We start from the raw sequence: 16,685 nt of genomic DNA on the forward strand, positions 1-16,685 counted from the left end.
TGCTGTGTAATGGTACCGACTTATAATAATGCGGGCACCTTAAAGCGGGTACTTGACAGTATTTTGGAACGGACTACTTCTATCATTGTTATTAATGATGGAGCTACGGATAATACGACGGATATTTTAAAAGAATATCCAACCCTACAGCAAATTCATTTACCGGAGAATAAAGGCAAAGGTAACGCCCTTCAAGTAGGATTTAAAGCTGCTATTTCCAAAGGGTATGATTATGCCATTACCATAGATTCTGACGGGCAACATTTTCCTGAAGACCTTTCTGTATTCTTGGATGAGTTGAAAGCGGAAGAATCTCCCAACGTGCTCTACATTGGTTCGCGAAACATGCAACAGGAAGATGTACCTGGTAAAAGTAGTTTTGGTAATAAGTTCTCTAACTTTTGGTTTTGGTTTGAAACGGGTACCAAACTACAGGACACACAATGTGGTTACCGACTTTACCCCTTGAAGGAGCTAAAGGATTTAAAGTTTTATACCCCAAAATTCGAGTTTGAAATAGAGATAATCGTGCGTTTGGCATGGAACGGTACCACAGTAAAAAATGTTCCTGTACGTATTTTGTACGATGAAACGGAAAGGGTATCTCACTTTAGAACAGTACCCGATTTTGCGCGCATAAGTGTACTGAATACTTGGTTGGTTATAGTTACTATTTTCTATATAAAGCCACGTAACTTCATCAGGAAAATAAAAAAAAAAGGATTTAAAAATTTCCTTTTAGAAGACTTGCTCCGTAGTGATGATTCCCCAAAGACAAAAGCACTGTCCATTGCTTTAGGGGTATTTTTGGGAATAGCTCCATTCTGGGGTTTTCAGACCATACTCGTTTTTGCACTCGCAGCCCTTTTTGGCTTGAACAAGGCTATTACCTTTGCTTTTTCTAACGTTAGCTTGCCTCCTTTAATTCCGTTTATTATATTTTTCAGTCTTAAAATAGGTGTATTGATTACGGGTGAAGAGGTTTTATTTTCAATAGAAAATATGACCGAAAACTTTGACATACTGCAAAACCTTAAAACGTATCTCATTGGCAGCCTTATCCTAGCTACTGCATCTGCTCTACTTTTTGGCATCGTTGGGTATTTCACGATTCTCTATTTAGGAAAGAAAAAAATGGTCGTAGACAATGGGTAGTTTCTTCTTTAAAGCATATCAATTTATTGCACGGAAACGGGTGTTATCCGTATCGGCACTTGTTGTTCTTCTTATAGGGCTATCTATCATTGTATCTAAAATTCAGTTTGAAGATGATATAACCTCTTTAATTCCCGCAAACGAAGAAGCGCAACGCGTTCAAAAGGTTTTAAAATCTATTACGTTTACGGATAAGATTATCATCAATATTCAAAAAGAAGAAGATGGCACTGTAGATGACCTTACGCGATACGCCAAAAATTTGCTGGATAGTCTAGAGCAAAATCAATCGGAATTCATCAAAAATATACAAGGCAGGGTAAATTCTGATGATATACCTAAAACGTTAGATTTAGTTTATGAGAACTTGCCGCTCTTTTTAGAAACGGACGACTATCCTAGTATTACTAAAAAAATAAGACCGGACAGTATTGCTAAAGTTACTGCCGAAAATTACCGGACGCTCATTTCCCCATCGGGTATTATTGCTAAGAAAACCATTGTAAAAGATCCCTTAAGGCTTTCCTTTATTGCCCTAAAACGGTTGCAAGAACTAGGTGTTGGTGATGATTTTAAACTAAAAAACGGCTTTCTATTAGATAAAGAGGAAAAAAATATTCTCCTTTTTCTTACCCCTGCTTATGGCTCAAATGAAACCGATAAAAATCTACCTTTTTCAAATGCGCTTTACGACCTGCAAGACAAACTTAATACAGCTTACAAGACAAAAGTACGTAGTGAATATTATGGAGCAGCATTGGTTGCGGTAGCCAATGCCAAACAGATTAGAAGCGACATTCAGTTTACAGTAAGCATTGCCATGACTTTGCTAATCATAATTCTAATGCTTTTCTACCGAAAGCTGGCATTGCCATTTATTCTCTTTCTACCCACGTTGGTAGGTGCGTTATTGTCAATTGCTTTTCTATGTATAATCCGGGATAAGATTTCTGCTATTTCATTAGGTATTGGTTCTGTCCTTTTAGGCGTTACGCTAGATTATGCCCTGCACATACTTACACATATACGAAACGGAAATGGCGCAGAGAGCCTCTATAAAGAAGTAGCACCTTCTATTTTAATGAGTAGCCTAACCACGGCATCTGCCTTTTTGTGTCTTTTATTTCTAGAGTCTCAGGCATTACAAGATCTTGGTATTTTTGCTGCTGTAAGTGTTCTTGGGGCTTCGGTTTTTGCCTTGCTGTTCATTCCACAAGTCTACTCCGCAAAAAAAGCGGTTAGCGCAAGAAAGACAATTTTAGATCGTGTGGCATCTTTCGACTTTAACAAATCAAAATGGGCCATTATAGTATTGGTTCTATTTTCTGTTATTAGCATTTTTACCTATAATAAGGTTGTTTTCAATAAGGATATTGCCAAGTTGAACTACGAAACCGAGGTTTTACGCGATGCACGGAAACGATTGGAAACCTTGACCGATATTAGTTCAAAGTCTATATATCTATCAACATACGGGAAGGATATCCAAACTGTTTTAACACAAAACGATTCGCTTTATGACGAGCTAAAAATTCTTGAAGAGAAAAAAGAGATATTGAGCTTTAGCTCCGTTGGCGGACTCATTCGCGCCAAAAAAACGCAAGAGGAAAAAATTGGTAGATGGAATGATTTCTGGACTCCGTCCAAAATCAATACAACCAAAGAAAACCTTATTGAAAGTAGTAAGGAGTTTGGTTTTAAACCTACCACATTCTCCCAATTTTACAATTTACTGAATGACGACTTCAAACCTATGGAGGTTACGGCGTTCGATTCTATACAATCGTTTTCACTTGATGATTATATTGTAAACGATGAAAACGGGACTACCATCACCTCTCTGGTTAAAGTAGATGACGACCATATTAATACGCTACGCGAACGTTTTGAAAACTCACCCAACACCCTACTCATTGACCGTCAACAGGTAAATGAAACGTTTTTGGGGAACTTAAAAAACGACTTCAACAGTTTAATCGGGTATTCATTTCTGGTTGTCTTGTTTATCCTACTCCTATTCTACCGCAGCCTTTCATTGACTGTAATAACGAGTATTCCCATTTTTCTCACTTGGTTTTTGACCGTGGGTATTATGGGCCTTTTCCATATTGAATTCAATATTTTCAATATTATTATCTGTAGTTTTATTTTTGGTCTTGGTGTTGACTATAGTATTTTCATCACCAACGGATTACTTACGGAATACCGAACTGGAGAAAAGGTACTCCACACCCATAAAACCTCTATATTACTATCGGTCATTACTACTATTGCCGGTGTAGGTGTGTTGATTTTTGCAAAACACCCTGTTCTATATACGATTTCTACGGTGTCGCTAATAGGTATTCTATCTGCAGCATTCGTGGCTTTCACCCTTCAGCCCTTATTGTTCAAGCTCTTTATTGGAAGTGCAGATAAGCGACCGATTTCTATGCGTTATTTTATACACTCCGTGTTATCCTTCGGTTATTTTGGCATGGGAGGCTTTTTACATTCCATTTATGGCGTAGTTAAATTAAAATTATCGCCAAAGAGCCGGAAGAATGAGAACTTAGGTTTCCATAAATCGGTTTCAAAGTTGATGGGTTCTGTTTTATACACTAATCCTTTTGTATCCAAAGAAATTAGAAATACATATAACGAGACTTTTGAAAAACCCGTAATGATTATCGCCAATCACACTAGTTTTTTGGATATTCTAGCTATTGGTATGTTGCACCCAAAGATTATCTTCATGGTAAACGATTGGGTTTATAACTCTCCTGTTTTTGGAAGTGCAGCAAAGTTGGCCGGTGCATACCCCGTATCTGGCGGTATTGAAAACGGAGAAGCCTTTTTAAAAGAAAAAGTTGCACAAGGGTTCAGTATTATTGCTTTCCCGGAAGGTACGCGTTCATCAACCAACAAAATAAAACGTTTTCACAAGGGCGCTTTCTATTTGGCACAACAGTTTGAATTGGATATTCTTCCCGTCCTCATTCACGGTAATTCAGAAGTCTTACCTAAAGGAAGTTTTATAATTCGTGATGGTAAAATTACAATAGAACTTTTACCAAGAATTGATGCACACGATACGCAATATGGCAAAAATTATAGTGAGCGTGCCAAACAGCTAGGAGCCTATTTTAGGAGTGAGTTTAGAAGACTTAGAGATGAGATTGAAGATGAGAATTATTGGGATAAAGCACTTCTGGAGAACTATAGATATAAAGGTGATGCCATTTACAAAGCGGTTAAGCTAGATTTGGAGACCAATAGAAAAACGTACTATTCCCTACTGCAACAAATAGGGAAAAAGAATAAAATTGTTCATTTATCCGAAGATTTTGGGCAATTAGATTTGCTACTTGCCTTAGATTCTTTTGATAGAAAAATAACCTTAAGTCTCGCAGATAAGGAAGCTTCGGTTTTACTCAAAAACAATTTTCTTACCAAGCATTATAGTAAAATTGAAGTTACCGATAGTTTAGAAAAAGCCCTTGCAACGGTTGCCGATGTACTAATAATCGATATGAAAATAGAAATCGCACAACTCACCAAGTTTATGGTCAATGAGTTTGAAACTATTATCTTACTGAAAGAAGCACGGCATATAGATTTAGCTACGCTAAAAGCATTAGGTTTCATTACTAGCGAACAAAATGATAACTTTAGGCTACTAAATAAGATACGCAGTTAATGAAAGAGCATTATGACGTAGTGGTTGTGGGTAGTGGCATGGGCGGTCTCGTTTCTGCTATTATCATGGCGCGCGAAGGTAAGAGTGTCTGCGTATTGGAAAAAAATAATCAGTACGGCGGCAACTTACAGACCTTTGTTCGTGAACGTACTATTTTTGATACAGGTGTTCATTATTTAGGCGGATTGGAAAAAGGCCAAAATCTTTATCGTTACTTTGAGTATCTGGATATTTTAGACGGACTTCACCTTACCAGATTGAATGAAGATGGTTTTGACCTCATCACTTTTGATGGCGATGAAAAAGAATACCCACATGCACAAGGTTATCCAAATTTTGAACGCCAACTAGTAGAAAAATTTCCGGAAGAGAAAGAAGCCATTCATCAATACTGTAAAAAACTACAGGATATTTGCAATCAATTTCCGCTTTATAATCTAAAACACGGCAAGCCATATCATGAAGATACTGAGCTTTTTTCCTTGCCTGCCAAAGCATATATTGACTCCGTAACCCAAAACGAAAAACTACGGGCCGTACTTGCCGGTTCCAACCTTTTATACGCGGGCGAAGCAGATAAAACTCCATTTTACGTGCATGCGCTCTCTGTAAATTCATACATTCAAAGCTCGTACAGATGTGCAGATGGTGGTAGCCAGATTACCAAACTACTCATTAAAAGACTAAAGGAAAGTGGTGGAGAAGCCTATAAACATAGTGAGGTAACCCAATTTAATGTTGAAGACAAGCAAATAGCATCGGTCGTAACAAAAAAGGGTAATGTTATAAAAGGAGACCTTTTCATTTCAAACATAGAACCTAAAATCACCCTCCAAATGGTAGGAGAAGCGCATTTTAGAAAATCATATGCCAATCGCATAAAAAGTATAGATAGCACTGTTTCGGCTTTTAGTATCCATATTGTACTAAAGCCAGAGACGTTCAAATATCTAAACCACAACTACTATCATTTTAAAGACCATAAATCGGTTTGGAACTCGCATAATTACACCCAAAAATCATGGCCAGAAGCCTATATGGTTTCTATGGGTACACGTAAGAACCAAGGAGAATGGGCTGATCAGCTTACCGCTATTACCTATATGCGCTATGAAGAGCTAAAACCTTGGTCTGGCACCTTCAACACCGTATCTCACAAGAATAGTCGCGGGGAAACCTACGAAGAGTTCAAAGAAGCCAAAATAGAAGCATTTTTAAAGGTTCTTGAAGAGAAATTTCCGCATATCCGCGAAAGCATACAATCTGTTCATACCTCTACCCCATTATCTTACAGAGATTATATTGGCTGCAATGAAGGTTCCATGTACGGTTACGCCAAAGATTACAACATACCGCTAAAGACTTTTATTTCGCCCCGAACCAAAATAAAAAACCTGTTTTTTACAGGCCAAAGTATTAATATGCACGGAATTTTAGGAGTGACCATTAGTAGCGTGGTTACCTGTTCCGAAATTTTGGGCAGTGAATATTTGTTAGATAAAATTATTAAAGGGAGTACGAATACCAACGAAAAAATAGATGCATAATGGGACAGTTTAAAACAACTCCAGTAGAACGAGTAGAAAACATCTCAAAGGCGGACTTTATAAAAAACTATTACAAACCGCAAAAACCAGTTCTGATTACCGGTTTGACTAAAGATTGGCCAGCCTTCGAAAAGTGGAAGCTAGATTATATTCAAGAACGAGCAGGAGACCAAATTGTGCCTTTGTATAATAATGAACCTGCCAAAGACAAGGAAAGTGTATACGCCCCGAAGAAGGAAATGAAGCTGAGCGAATACATAGAAATTCTAAAAACCGAACCTACGGATCTACGGATTTTCTTTTATAATATTTTGAAAGAAATGCCGGAACTCCTCAAAGATTTTGAGTACCCGGATATTGGATTAAAATTCTTTAAAAAACTACCCGCACTTTTCTTTGGAGGAGGAACATCTAAAGTATTCATGCATTATGATATTGATTTGCCAGATAGCATGCATTTTCATTTTGATGGTGATAAGGTCGTAAATCTCTTCTCGCCAGAGCAGACTCAATACCTGTACAGAGTTCCTTTTGCTATTCATAATATTGAAGATATAGATATGGATAATCCGGATTTTGAAAAATATCCGGCACTGCAATATGCGCAAGAAATACGTGCGGAAATGAGACATGGTGATGCACTTTATATGCCTAGTGGCTATTGGCACTCCATCCGATATCTAAACGGCGGATTTTCTATGACGTTACGGGCATTACCAAGGCACCCTGGCCGTTTTGCCAATATGCTGTACAACGTAGTCATTATGAGAAATATTGACAATATTACTCGAAAATATCGTGGTCAAAAATGGTTGGATTATAAAGACCGATGGGCAATAAAACGCACTGAAAAGAATCTAAAAGCTAAAAAAGATAGCTAGAGCATCGTACTTTTGCCACTATTGTTTGTTGTATAGCCGATTGATGTAATGCCGAAAAAATTCTTCCTAAACATATTCGTTCTTATAGGCTTGGCCTTTCTTTTAGGGTCATGTGGCGTTTCAAAATCATTGAAAGACCTGCCGAATATTAGTCAGTATGAAGTTGATGTGGCCAAACGGCAACAACTTACGGATTCCACATATGTACTAGAAAATAACTTTTTGACCAAAAATCAACAGGGTCTTTACGAACTTTATGTTTCAGGAAACCCATATGAACTGGGTCTCAAGACGGGAAGTCTAACGCAAGAACTTTTTCAAGAACAAGAACGGGTTTTTATTGAAAAGATAGATGAGTTGGTTCCTAAAAAAGGAAAACAAAAACTACTTCGCAAATTCTTAGCTTGGTTCAACCGGAAAATGTACAAAAATGTTGATGAGCAATACAAAGCAGAGATTTATGGTATTTCTCATTATGCCTCAAAAGATTATGACCGCATTGCAGCTCCTTACCCACGTGTCATGTATTTTCATGGAGCCCACGATATTGGTCATGCGCTACAAGATTTAGCTTTGGTGGGCTGTTCATCGTTTGCCGCTTGGGGCGACCATACTGAAGACGGCAAACTTCTCATTGCCCGTAATTTTGATTTCTATGCAGGTGATGATTTTGCTAAGAATAAAATTATTGCTTTTGTAGCTCCAGATGAGGGCCATAAATTTATGTCGGTTACCTGGGGTGGTATGATCGGGGTGGTTTCTGGAATGAACGACCAAGGTTTAACCGTAACGATTAATGCGGGAAAATCTAAATTTCCACTGGTGGCCAAAACACCTATATCATTAGTCACACGGGAAATTTTGCAATACGCCTCAACTATAGAAGAGGCAATTGCCATTGCCAAAAAACGGGAAGTCTTTGTTTCAGAATCTATTTTCGTGGGAAGTGCCAAGGATAAAAAAGCTGCCGTTATTGAGGTTTCTCCACATAATTTTGGGGTTTATGAAGTGGAGAATGGGAACCAACTTGTTTGTTCCAATCACTTTCAGAGTGCGGCCTATGCCAATGATAAAAAGAACCAAAAACATATTTTAGAGAGCCACTCTGAATATCGTTACGAACGTATGGAAGAACTTCTGAACGAAGAGCCAAAAGTAACCCCAGAGATCGCCATAGACATTCTAAGAAACAAAAACGGACTTGAAGACCAACGTATTGGTTACGGAAATGAAAAGGCGTTGAACCAAATGTTGGCACACCACGGCATCGTTTTTCAACCAGAAGACCTTATGGTTTGGGTGTCAAGTAATCCGTATCAATTGGGCGAATTTGTGGCTTACGACCTAAATGAGGTTTTTAAGAATGCTAATCAAAACCAACAGGCAAGACCTATATCATCGGCAAATAAGAACATAGCTGCAGACCCTTTTCTAAGTACTTTGGCCTATCGTCATTATGAACGTTATAGAGAATTAAATAGTCAAGTTACAGCTGCGCTTGTTGCCGAAGAAAAAATTGAACCGTCTATCTTAACAGAATTTATAGCGGTAAATCCCGATTTTTGGGAAGTCCATTTTCTTGTGGGACAGTATTACTACGAAAACGGATTGTTTGAGGAAGCCCTAAAATCTTTTGAAACCGCCAAGACTAAAGAAGTAACCACAGTACCAGATACAGAGGCCATCAACAAGTATATTAAAAAATCTAAAAGGAAGCTCAAATAATGATTCCAGAAATAGAAAAAGCATCCATACCAGAAATAAAGGCCTTTCAAGGAGAGAAGCTAAAAGAGGTTATTGCATACGTGACTACTAACTCGCCCTACTACAGGCGTCTTTTTAGGCAGTATAAAATACTTCCTTCGGATATTAATTCTCTTGAAGACTTGGTTAGAATACCCGTAACAACCAAAGAGCAGTTACAGAACAACAATGACGCTTTTCTATGTGTACCAAAGTCGAAAATCATAGATTTTGTAACTACCTCAGGAACCCTTGGAGAGCCTGTAATTCTTGGCCAGACGGATAAAGACTTGGACAGATTGGCGCATAACGAAGCTATTTCCTTGGCTTGCTCTGGTGTTGACAAAGATGATATTATACAAATGACCACTACCATGGATCGCCGTTTTATGGCCGGTCTTGCCTATTTTATGGGTGTTAGAAAACTGGGAGCGGGAATTATTCGTGTGGGTGCCGGTATTCCTGAATTGCAATGGGATACGATTACCAAGTTCAAACCCACCTACCTGATTGTTGTTCCGTCCTTTTTATTAAAACTAATTCAGTATGCAGAAACGCATGGTATAGACATTAATGCTTCTGGAGTAAAAGGTGCTATTTGTATTGGTGAATCTTTGCGGAACCAAGATTTTTCACTGAACGTTCTTGCTCAAAAAATAAAAGAAAAATGGGATATTGAGTTGTATTCCACCTATGCTTCTACTGAAATGAGTACGGCTTTTGCCGAATGTTCAGAACAGCAAGGAGGACACCATCATCCCGAGCTTATTATTGCGGAAATTTTGGATGAGGATAATCAACCTGTTGCCGATGGTCAAGAAGGTGAACTTACGATTACCACGCTGGGGGTTGAAGCTATGCCGTTGCTTCGTTTTAAAACAGGGGATATTGTGGTTGCCCATACTTCGCCTTGTGCATGTGGTAGAAACACCATTCGCTTAGGACCTGTGGTTGGACGAAAAAAGCAAATGATCAAATACAAAGGCACCACGCTCTACCCTCCTGCCATGGATAACCTTTTGAACGATTTTGAGGAAGTGGAAGGTTATGTATTCGAGATTTATCATAACGAAATTGGTACGGATGAGATTCTAATAAAAATCGCTTCATCTTCGGCGGACCATAAATTGATGCAGGCCATAAAAGACCATTTTCGTTCTAAACTGAGAGTTTCTCCCAACATTGAACTTTGTCCTAATGAAGAGATTCAGAAGTTGAGGATGTCTAAATTGGGAAGGAAGCCTATTAGCGTGATTGATAAGCGGTAGTAGCACCTGGCTTCGTCTGCGCTCAGCCATATGGTGCTATTCACGTAATAAATGATTGTTTCAGATTGCGCTCAGACAAGCACAACACGCAAAACTAACGTCAGTTACAGTACACAAAGCCAAAAACATAGCTTTTACGGAATGTCACCCCGAGCACAGTCGAGGGCTTAGGGACACCCATCTGGCTTATACTTTGAATGTGTATAGTTTCTGCATTCAGAAAGGATTTGAAGGGTATTAAATTTCCCGTTCATCAATGCTATCTTTTTAGCCCGTGACCAGCCTTTCAATTGCCTTTCGAACTTAAGAGCTTCATGTGCTTTTGGAAATTGTAAATGGTACAGTAACTTCATCGGACGTCTTGTGCTAGTGTATGCATTCTCATAAAACCCAGTTTGACCCTCAACTAGCCTACGGTCAACATCATTTGTAAAACCCGTATAAAAACTTTTATCGGAGCATTCCAGTATGCAGATGTAATAGGGTCCCATGAAATTTGCTTTTTGAGCGTGAGCGTAAAATGCGCGGCTGAGCGCAGCCGAAGCCCCGCATTTTACTTCCCTATCAAATACAGCCCCATTTGAATTTTCCAATAGGGCATCTTCTCTTCAAAATGTTCAAAGAATACTTTTAGTCCCTCGGGATTTTCAAGTTCGGAATGGGCTTTTTTGATGCTTGCCACTTCATCCTTGGAAATAAATGTATTCAAATCTACATCGGCACCTTCAGCATGCGCTTTTTGGAGGTGGTTGTAAACACTACCTTCCTGTATGCCCCGTTGCATGGCAATATCCTGAACCGAAAACCCCTCTTGCAACAGTTGAAACGAAAGTTGGTGACTCGGATTTTTCTTTGGTTTCTTTTTTGGTTTTGGCGCGTTTATCTCCTTAAGAAATGCTTCGGCATACTTTTCAAGCTTCGCTTGTCCTACCCCAGAAATTTCTAGGAATTCCGTTTCGTTTTTGGGGCGTTTTTCTTCCATATCCTTTAAACTGGCATCACTGAAAACCACATATGCGGGTACATTTTGTTCAGCTGCAATTTGTTGTCGCAATACCCGTAGTTTTTCGAACAACCCGGTGGCTGCTGTTTTGGACTGGCTAGTTTTCTTGGCTTTACCTTTCTCTTTCTTCTCTAAAATAGCAAGTTGTATCTGCTTCTTCTCATACAGCACCTGTTTTGCCAATGGCGTAAGCGACAGCCGACCGGCTTCCCTGAAATTGATGGAAAGCACACCTTGGTTCAACAACTGAATTATATATTGCTGTAAATCTTGCCAAGACACCTCTTTTACGGCGCCGTACGTTTTTATATGCTGATACCCTTTTTCCATCACTTGGGCATTTTGCGCCCCGCGAAGCACATCTAGCAACATTCCCATGGCCTCCCGTTCCTTTAAACGAGCAACCCCTGAGCAGATTTTTTGTGTGAGTACAGTAGCATCAAAATATTTGGGCGGACGGTTACAGATATCGCAATTACCACAATTCTGGGTCATGTGCTCCCCAAAATAATTGAGCAAGGCAATCCTGCGGCAACTTAAAGCTTCGGCAAATTGCTGCATGCGCTCTAACTTGGCATACTCCACATCTGCATTTTCGCTGGTATTAATGAACCTTCGCAATTGTGCTACATCGGCAAAACTATAAAATAGCAAAGCTTGTGCAGGCAGGCTATCCCGGCCTCCACGACCTATTTCTTGATAATAGCCCTCTATATTTTTAGGCAAGTTATAATGGATGACCCAACGTACGTTGCTCTTATCTATTCCCATTCCAAAAGCAATGGTCGCTACAATTATGGGCACGCGGTCTGTAATAAAATCTTCTTGCACCTTGCTACGTTCATCCGCAGGAAGACCCGCGCTGTAGGCTTTCGCATTAAAACCGGAAGCCACAAGCTTATCCGCAATGGTCTGGGTACTTTTTCGGCTTAGGCAATAGATGATTCCGCTTTCGTTGGGTCGCTCTGCTAGAAACTCCAAAATCTGGGTAATCCTATCCTGTGCCGGACGTACTTCCAACGAAATATTAGGCCGATTAAAAGATGCCAGATGGCGCAGCGCCTGTGGAATTCGTAACTGGTCTAAAATATCGTCCTGCGTTGTTTTATCCGCCGTAGCGGTCAATGCAATTATAGGCACCTCTGAAAAACGTTGTTTTAGACTCCCAAGTTGGGTATAAGCAGGGCGAAAATCGTGACCCCAAGAAGAGATACAATGTGCCTCATCTATGGCAAAAAGGCTAATGGTTATTTCCGAAATAATATGTTGCAATAGCGCTAAACTCTCCGGTGCTACGTACAATAACTTCAGCTCACCCTTAAACAATTTGGTCTCTACTTCTTCCTTTTTTGAAGCTTCCAATGAACTATTAAAATAAGCTGCAGAAATACCGTTCCCAGTCAAAGCATCTACCTGATCTTTCATTAAAGCAATAAGCGGAGAAATTACAATAGCCGTACCTTCCATAGCCAAGGCCGGAAGTTGAAAGCAAAGCGATTTTCCACCACCCGTAGGCATAATGGCCAGCACATCTTTTTTAGCAAGTACATCGCTAATGACATTCCATTGGTTGGCCCGAAACGAATCGTAACCAAAATTTGTTTTTAAAAGAGGGAGAAGTTCTTGTTCTGTTGTAAGCGTCATGTAATACGTATAGAGATTCTTGCTCAAAAGAGCCGTTTTAGCAAACGAAGCGGACCGAAAGTAGCGTATGGTACCACTCCGTTAAGGCTTCGTTTGCAAAGAACGGCATATTCTATTTACCCAACATTAAAAGTTCGTTACAACGTACCTCCGTAATGTATCGTTTTTCACCTTCTTTGGTTTCGTACGAGCGGTGGGTAAGTTTGCCCTCTACGGCTACCTGCTTTCCTTTGGTTAAATAATTTTCTACGATTTCTGCGGTCTTTCCCCAAGCTACCACATTGTGCCATTGGGTATCATCTACACGCTCTCCTTGTGCGTTTTTATAACTCTCTGTAGTAGCTATGGAAAATTTGGCGAGTTTGTTGCCATTATCCATGTTTACAATTTCTGGGTCTTGACCCAAATTACCAATCAACTGTACTTTGTTTTTTAAGGCGTTCATAGTATTGATGTTTATGTGAAATAGTTTTTAAAATTGAACCACTATGATTCAACGGTACAAACTTAGAACGGCCACCAAATTGTATTCGGTTACAAAACAATTGTTTTCGTTTGTAAACGTTTGAAAATGAATAAAAACCCCAGTAGTACTTTAAAAGACTGTATATAAGTATGTTTTGGAGGATTTGTTTAAATTACGGGTAAAATAGAAATAAACGTACCTATGTACGTTTATACAATTGTTAGCAGCAAGTTGAAAAAAATGAATATTAGAATAATTTACTCAATATTTTTATTTACACTTTCTACATCTCTGTTTAGTCAAAATAGTGGAATTATTCTTGGCTCTTGGATTAAAACAGAAATGGAGGCATTTGATAAAAAAAGCGACCCATTTATTGAAAAAAGAGATGAAAAATTTATCAAGTATACTTTTGAAAATAATGGTCAAATGTATATTTCCTCAGTATACAACGAAAAGGGCAATGAAATTAAATACACCATTAAGAATGATATTATAGATTTATTATTCAACAAGTTTAAGATTGAAAAAATAGATGCTAGAGAACTTGTTTTAATTGAGCTAAATAATAATAAAATTAGTCCTAGTTCGACAAGGATGTTTTTTACTAGAGAGCAAGTGTATTTGGATGGATTAGCTCTTAACGAAAAGGATATTATTAAGGAAGGAAAAGACTATTTACATATTGAAAATCAAAAAGTTTATCCAAAATTTAGGAATAAAGACTTTGCTGATGTGAAGAGTTTTATTCAACCATTTGTAGAAGAACGTTCAAATGGGAAAGAGCATTTATCTTACTCTACATTTGTGATAAATACAGATGGAAAAGTCAGCGATATTAAAATTCATCATCACATCAATAAATCATATGACAAAAATTTGAAAAAAGCAATTTCAAAAACTAATGGAATGTGGATTTCCCCAATAGTAAATGGGAAAAAAGTAAAAGTTCTTAAGGAAGTTTTATTTCATTACATCGTATTTCCTGATTTAAAAAATGTAAATGGAAAAATAGAAGTAAATCAAAAAACAAGTGATATCACAAAATCTTATGAGTCTCTGTTCAAAAAAGGGAACAAAGGAATATCTTATGGGGAATTTAGAATCTGCATTGAAAACATATTCTAAGTGCAAAGATTTAACTTACAACAATATCAATGTTAGTATTCAAGAAAATCTAATCTATAAAAAACTAAATGACTCATTGAATTTTGATAAAACCAAAGAAAAGATTCAAAATTCAAAGTTCAATTATACTCTAAAAAAATAAAAACCAGCTGCTAACAATGCCTATAATTAATACGGGTTTTGGTGCTTAACCCAAAGCTTGGGTAAATTTAGAATGCCCGCCAAATCTTTTGGATTTGGCTTTTAAAATGAAAAAATAAAAACAAACAAAAAGTTTTGGCTAAGTGCTTAATCGAAAATTAATTGCTTTTTAATTCACGTACTAATCATAGCCGAGACGTTAGCTGCAAGCTCAAAAATAATAAACAATCGAAAAAACGGAAAACAATATAATCGGAGTTTATGCTAGTTTCGGATTTGGAGAAACAAATAAGGAATTGGTTAAAGAATGTCTTTGGGGAGAAAATGGACTTAAAAATCAATTTTCATCTTTAAAATGGCAAGAATACGGAACTGATATTGTTCTAATTCTATTTGAATTTTACGTGAATCCTATTCCCTATCTACGCGGGAATTTAAAAGAAATCGGCAGCTACAGGAAAAAAGAAAAGTCGATAGGAATACCAACAATTCTTGATAACGAAAACTTCTTTCGATTGAATGAAAATGAACAACGGAATTTCCTAAACGAAAAGATTGTTGCAAAACTTGTATTGGTAAAAGAAAAGGTAAAACGGAATAAGCCGGATTTTAATATTGACGGACTAATTACGGACGTGAAAAAAATATGCGGAGAAAAAGCCAGCAGCTAACAAAACCTAAACGTAATGCGGACTTTAGGGCTTAATCTAAAGGCCTGTGTATATTTATAAAGTCGCTAAATCTTATGGATTTAGCTTTGAACAAGAAAAAATAAAACTAAACAATAAGCTTTAGCTTCGTGCAAAGACGGAAACGAAAAGTTTCCTTGCCTCCGCACTACGCTTAGCTCAAGCGTTGTGGTGCATTTTAAAAAATAAAGAATAAATGGGTGGAATTTTACTTTTGATTGTTCTCTTTATTCTTATAATTATTACCGTAATACTCCTTATAATTTGGGCGATAACCAAGAAGAAAGCTAACGGAAAAGCAATTTTATATTTGTGGGGCGGAATCTTTACTCTTTACTTTGTTATGTATGCTCTACACTTCTTTAATTCTAAGAAAGTACTCGAAAAAAAGGACTTTTACGGAGAATATACAATTGACCGAAATTACTTTGCTGGAAAACAAGCGGATTGGCAATACAACAATTTCAGGTTTGAAATTAGAGAAAATGATTCAATCTATTTCTATGTTACAGATGGACCTGAAATAATTGAGACTTATAAAGGAAAAATATCAACTCTTGCTCCTTATAAATCTGCAAGACTTGTAATAAAAATGAAAGAACCCAGTCATCATATATTAAATACGAATCCGACTATTTACCGAGAGAGTTGGGGGTTTTTTATGGTGTTTGATTCCCCCAAATTCAGCAACATGTATTTTCGGAAAGGAGAATGGACAAAAATTGACTGAAAAGCAGAACGCAAAAAAACGCACCACAACAATGCCTAAACGTAATGCGGACTTTAGGGCAAAACCGAAAGGTCTGTGTATATTTATAAGGTCGCTAAATCTTATGGATTTAGCTTTGGACAAAAAAATAAAACTAAACAATAAGCTTTAGCTTCGTACGCAGACGGAAACGAAAAGTTTCCTTGCCACCGCACTACGCTTAGCCTCGCCGTTGTAAACAATATGAAAAACTGTATTTATTTAATCTTAATTATTACTTGCTTTAACTGCAAAGCACAAGAAAAAGAGTGTCTGGATTATAAAACAGGAAACTTTAATTATGTCTTAGAAAACAGACCGGAATTGATAATAAGGACGGACTCAACACAAGTTGAAATAAACCCTATAACTAAAGTAGAGGCCTATTCATCGATTGAATGGAAATCTGATTGTGAATATGTAATGACTTATACTAAAATCCTAAATTATCCCGAAGATGCCAGTCATATGATTGGACAAGCCATAAACGTAGAAATAATAAGTACGGACTCGAAAGGCTATAAAGTTCACGCAACAAGTCCTAGGATTGATAATATTTTGGAATTTGTAAAAGCGGAAAAATAATACTGTTT

The 16,685-nt window shown here is 37.7% G+C and carries 13 protein-coding genes; 10 read left to right on the forward strand and 3 right to left on the reverse strand.

The annotated features are described in order from the left end of the window. Nucleotides 1-9: 9 nt before the first annotated feature. From IWB64_RS04355 to IWB64_RS04380, 6 genes are read left to right on the forward strand one after another with little or no spacing between them, the layout of a single operon-like run. Nucleotides 10-1,155 (forward strand): DUF2062 domain-containing protein, encoded by a 1,146-nt coding sequence (locus tag IWB64_RS04355; RefSeq protein WP_394370090.1) that lies wholly within the window; start codon nt 10-12, stop codon nt 1,153-1,155. Next, nucleotides 1,148-4,834, forward strand: coding sequence for an MMPL family transporter (locus tag IWB64_RS04360; protein ID WP_194532846.1), 3,687 nt, complete (start codon nt 1,148-1,150; stop codon nt 4,832-4,834). Before IWB64_RS04355 ends, IWB64_RS04360 begins: the two co-directional genes overlap by 8 nt. Then, nucleotides 4,834-6,381, forward strand: a complete 1,548-nt coding sequence (locus IWB64_RS04365) for a phytoene desaturase family protein (RefSeq protein ID WP_194532847.1) — start codon at nt 4,834-4,836, stop codon at nt 6,379-6,381. The genes IWB64_RS04360 and IWB64_RS04365 overlap by 1 nt, the downstream gene beginning before the upstream one ends. Then, nucleotides 6,381-7,262, forward strand: coding sequence for a cupin-like domain-containing protein (locus tag IWB64_RS04370; protein ID WP_194532848.1), 882 nt, complete (start codon nt 6,381-6,383; stop codon nt 7,260-7,262). The genes IWB64_RS04365 and IWB64_RS04370 overlap by 1 nt, the downstream gene beginning before the upstream one ends. Before the next feature lie 48 nt (nt 7,263-7,310). Continuing rightward, on the forward strand, nt 7,311-8,987 hold the full coding sequence (locus tag IWB64_RS04375) for a C45 family peptidase (RefSeq protein ID WP_194532849.1): 1,677 nt from the start codon (nt 7,311-7,313) through the stop codon (nt 8,985-8,987). After that, on the forward strand, nt 8,987-10,273 hold the full coding sequence (locus tag IWB64_RS04380; RefSeq protein WP_194532850.1) for a phenylacetate--CoA ligase family protein: 1,287 nt from the start codon (nt 8,987-8,989) through the stop codon (nt 10,271-10,273). The genes IWB64_RS04375 and IWB64_RS04380 overlap by 1 nt, the downstream gene beginning before the upstream one ends. A gap of 167 nt (nt 10,274-10,440) precedes the next feature. Here the strand turns inward: IWB64_RS04380 and IWB64_RS04385 are convergent, their stop codons facing one another. The 3 genes from IWB64_RS04385 to IWB64_RS04395 form a co-directional block, all read right to left on the reverse strand. Further along, nucleotides 10,441-10,764 carry a GIY-YIG nuclease family protein gene (locus IWB64_RS04385; protein WP_194532851.1) on the reverse strand — a complete coding sequence of 108 codons (324 nt, stop codon included), beginning with the start codon at nt 10,762-10,764 and terminating at the stop codon, nt 10,441-10,443. 62 nt (nt 10,765-10,826) lie between these two features. Further along, on the reverse strand, nt 10,827-12,947 hold the full coding sequence (recQ, locus tag IWB64_RS04390; RefSeq protein WP_317171950.1) for a DNA helicase RecQ: 2,121 nt from the start codon (nt 12,945-12,947) through the stop codon (nt 10,827-10,829). Between the two features lie 85 nt (nt 12,948-13,032). Next, nucleotides 13,033-13,365 carry a single-stranded DNA-binding protein gene (locus tag IWB64_RS04395; protein WP_038237398.1) on the reverse strand — a complete coding sequence of 111 codons (333 nt, stop codon included), beginning with the start codon at nt 13,363-13,365 and terminating at the stop codon, nt 13,033-13,035. A 261-nt stretch (nt 13,366-13,626) separates the two neighbouring features. Here IWB64_RS04395 and IWB64_RS04400 point away from each other — a divergent pair, with 261 nt between their 5' ends. The 4 genes from IWB64_RS04400 to IWB64_RS04415 all read left to right on the forward strand — a co-directional run bounded on the left by IWB64_RS04400 (nt 13,627) and on the right by IWB64_RS04415 (nt 16,677). After that, nucleotides 13,627-14,514, forward strand: a complete 888-nt coding sequence (locus IWB64_RS04400) for a hypothetical protein (protein WP_226975804.1) — start codon at nt 13,627-13,629, stop codon at nt 14,512-14,514. Between the two features lie 437 nt (nt 14,515-14,951). Continuing rightward, nucleotides 14,952-15,326 (forward strand): hypothetical protein, encoded by a 375-nt coding sequence (locus IWB64_RS04405; RefSeq protein ID WP_194532853.1) that lies wholly within the window; start codon nt 14,952-14,954, stop codon nt 15,324-15,326. Between the two features lie 214 nt (nt 15,327-15,540). Then, nucleotides 15,541-16,074, forward strand: coding sequence for a hypothetical protein (locus tag IWB64_RS04410; RefSeq protein ID WP_194532854.1), 534 nt, complete (start codon nt 15,541-15,543; stop codon nt 16,072-16,074). Between the two features lie 342 nt (nt 16,075-16,416). Continuing rightward, nucleotides 16,417-16,677: a hypothetical protein gene (locus IWB64_RS04415; RefSeq protein WP_194532855.1), complete on the forward strand. Its 261-nt coding sequence runs from the start codon at nt 16,417-16,419 to the stop codon at nt 16,675-16,677. The last annotated feature ends 8 nt before the right edge of the window (nt 16,678-16,685 follow it).

Source organism: Zobellia nedashkovskayae (assembly GCF_015330125.1).
Classification (GTDB): Bacteria; Bacteroidota; Bacteroidia; order Flavobacteriales; family Flavobacteriaceae; genus Zobellia; species Zobellia nedashkovskayae.

Bases quoted from the DNA above. Each gene is read 5' to 3' on its own strand.
- IWB64_RS04380 (WP_194532850.1), top strand. From the start codon at position 8,987: ATGATTCCAGAAATAGAAAAAGCATCCATACCAGAAATAAAGGCCTTT.
- IWB64_RS04400 (WP_226975804.1), top strand. From the start codon at position 13,627: ATGAATATTAGAATAATTTACTCAATATTTTTATTTACACTTTCTACA.
- IWB64_RS04385 (WP_194532851.1), bottom strand. From the start codon at position 10,764: ATGGGACCCTATTACATCTGCATACTGGAATGCTCCGATAAAAGTTTT.
- IWB64_RS04395 (WP_038237398.1), bottom strand. From the start codon at position 13,365: ATGAACGCCTTAAAAAACAAAGTACAGTTGATTGGTAATTTGGGTCAA.
- IWB64_RS04360 (WP_194532846.1), top strand. From the start codon at position 1,148: ATGGGTAGTTTCTTCTTTAAAGCATATCAATTTATTGCACGGAAACGG.
- IWB64_RS04410 (WP_194532854.1), top strand. From the start codon at position 15,541: ATGGGTGGAATTTTACTTTTGATTGTTCTCTTTATTCTTATAATTATT.
- IWB64_RS04370 (WP_194532848.1), top strand. From the start codon at position 6,381: ATGGGACAGTTTAAAACAACTCCAGTAGAACGAGTAGAAAACATCTCA.
- IWB64_RS04375 (WP_194532849.1), top strand. From the start codon at position 7,311: ATGCCGAAAAAATTCTTCCTAAACATATTCGTTCTTATAGGCTTGGCC.
- IWB64_RS04355 (WP_394370090.1), top strand. From the start codon at position 10: ATGGTACCGACTTATAATAATGCGGGCACCTTAAAGCGGGTACTTGAC.
- IWB64_RS04365 (WP_194532847.1), top strand. From the start codon at position 4,834: ATGAAAGAGCATTATGACGTAGTGGTTGTGGGTAGTGGCATGGGCGGT.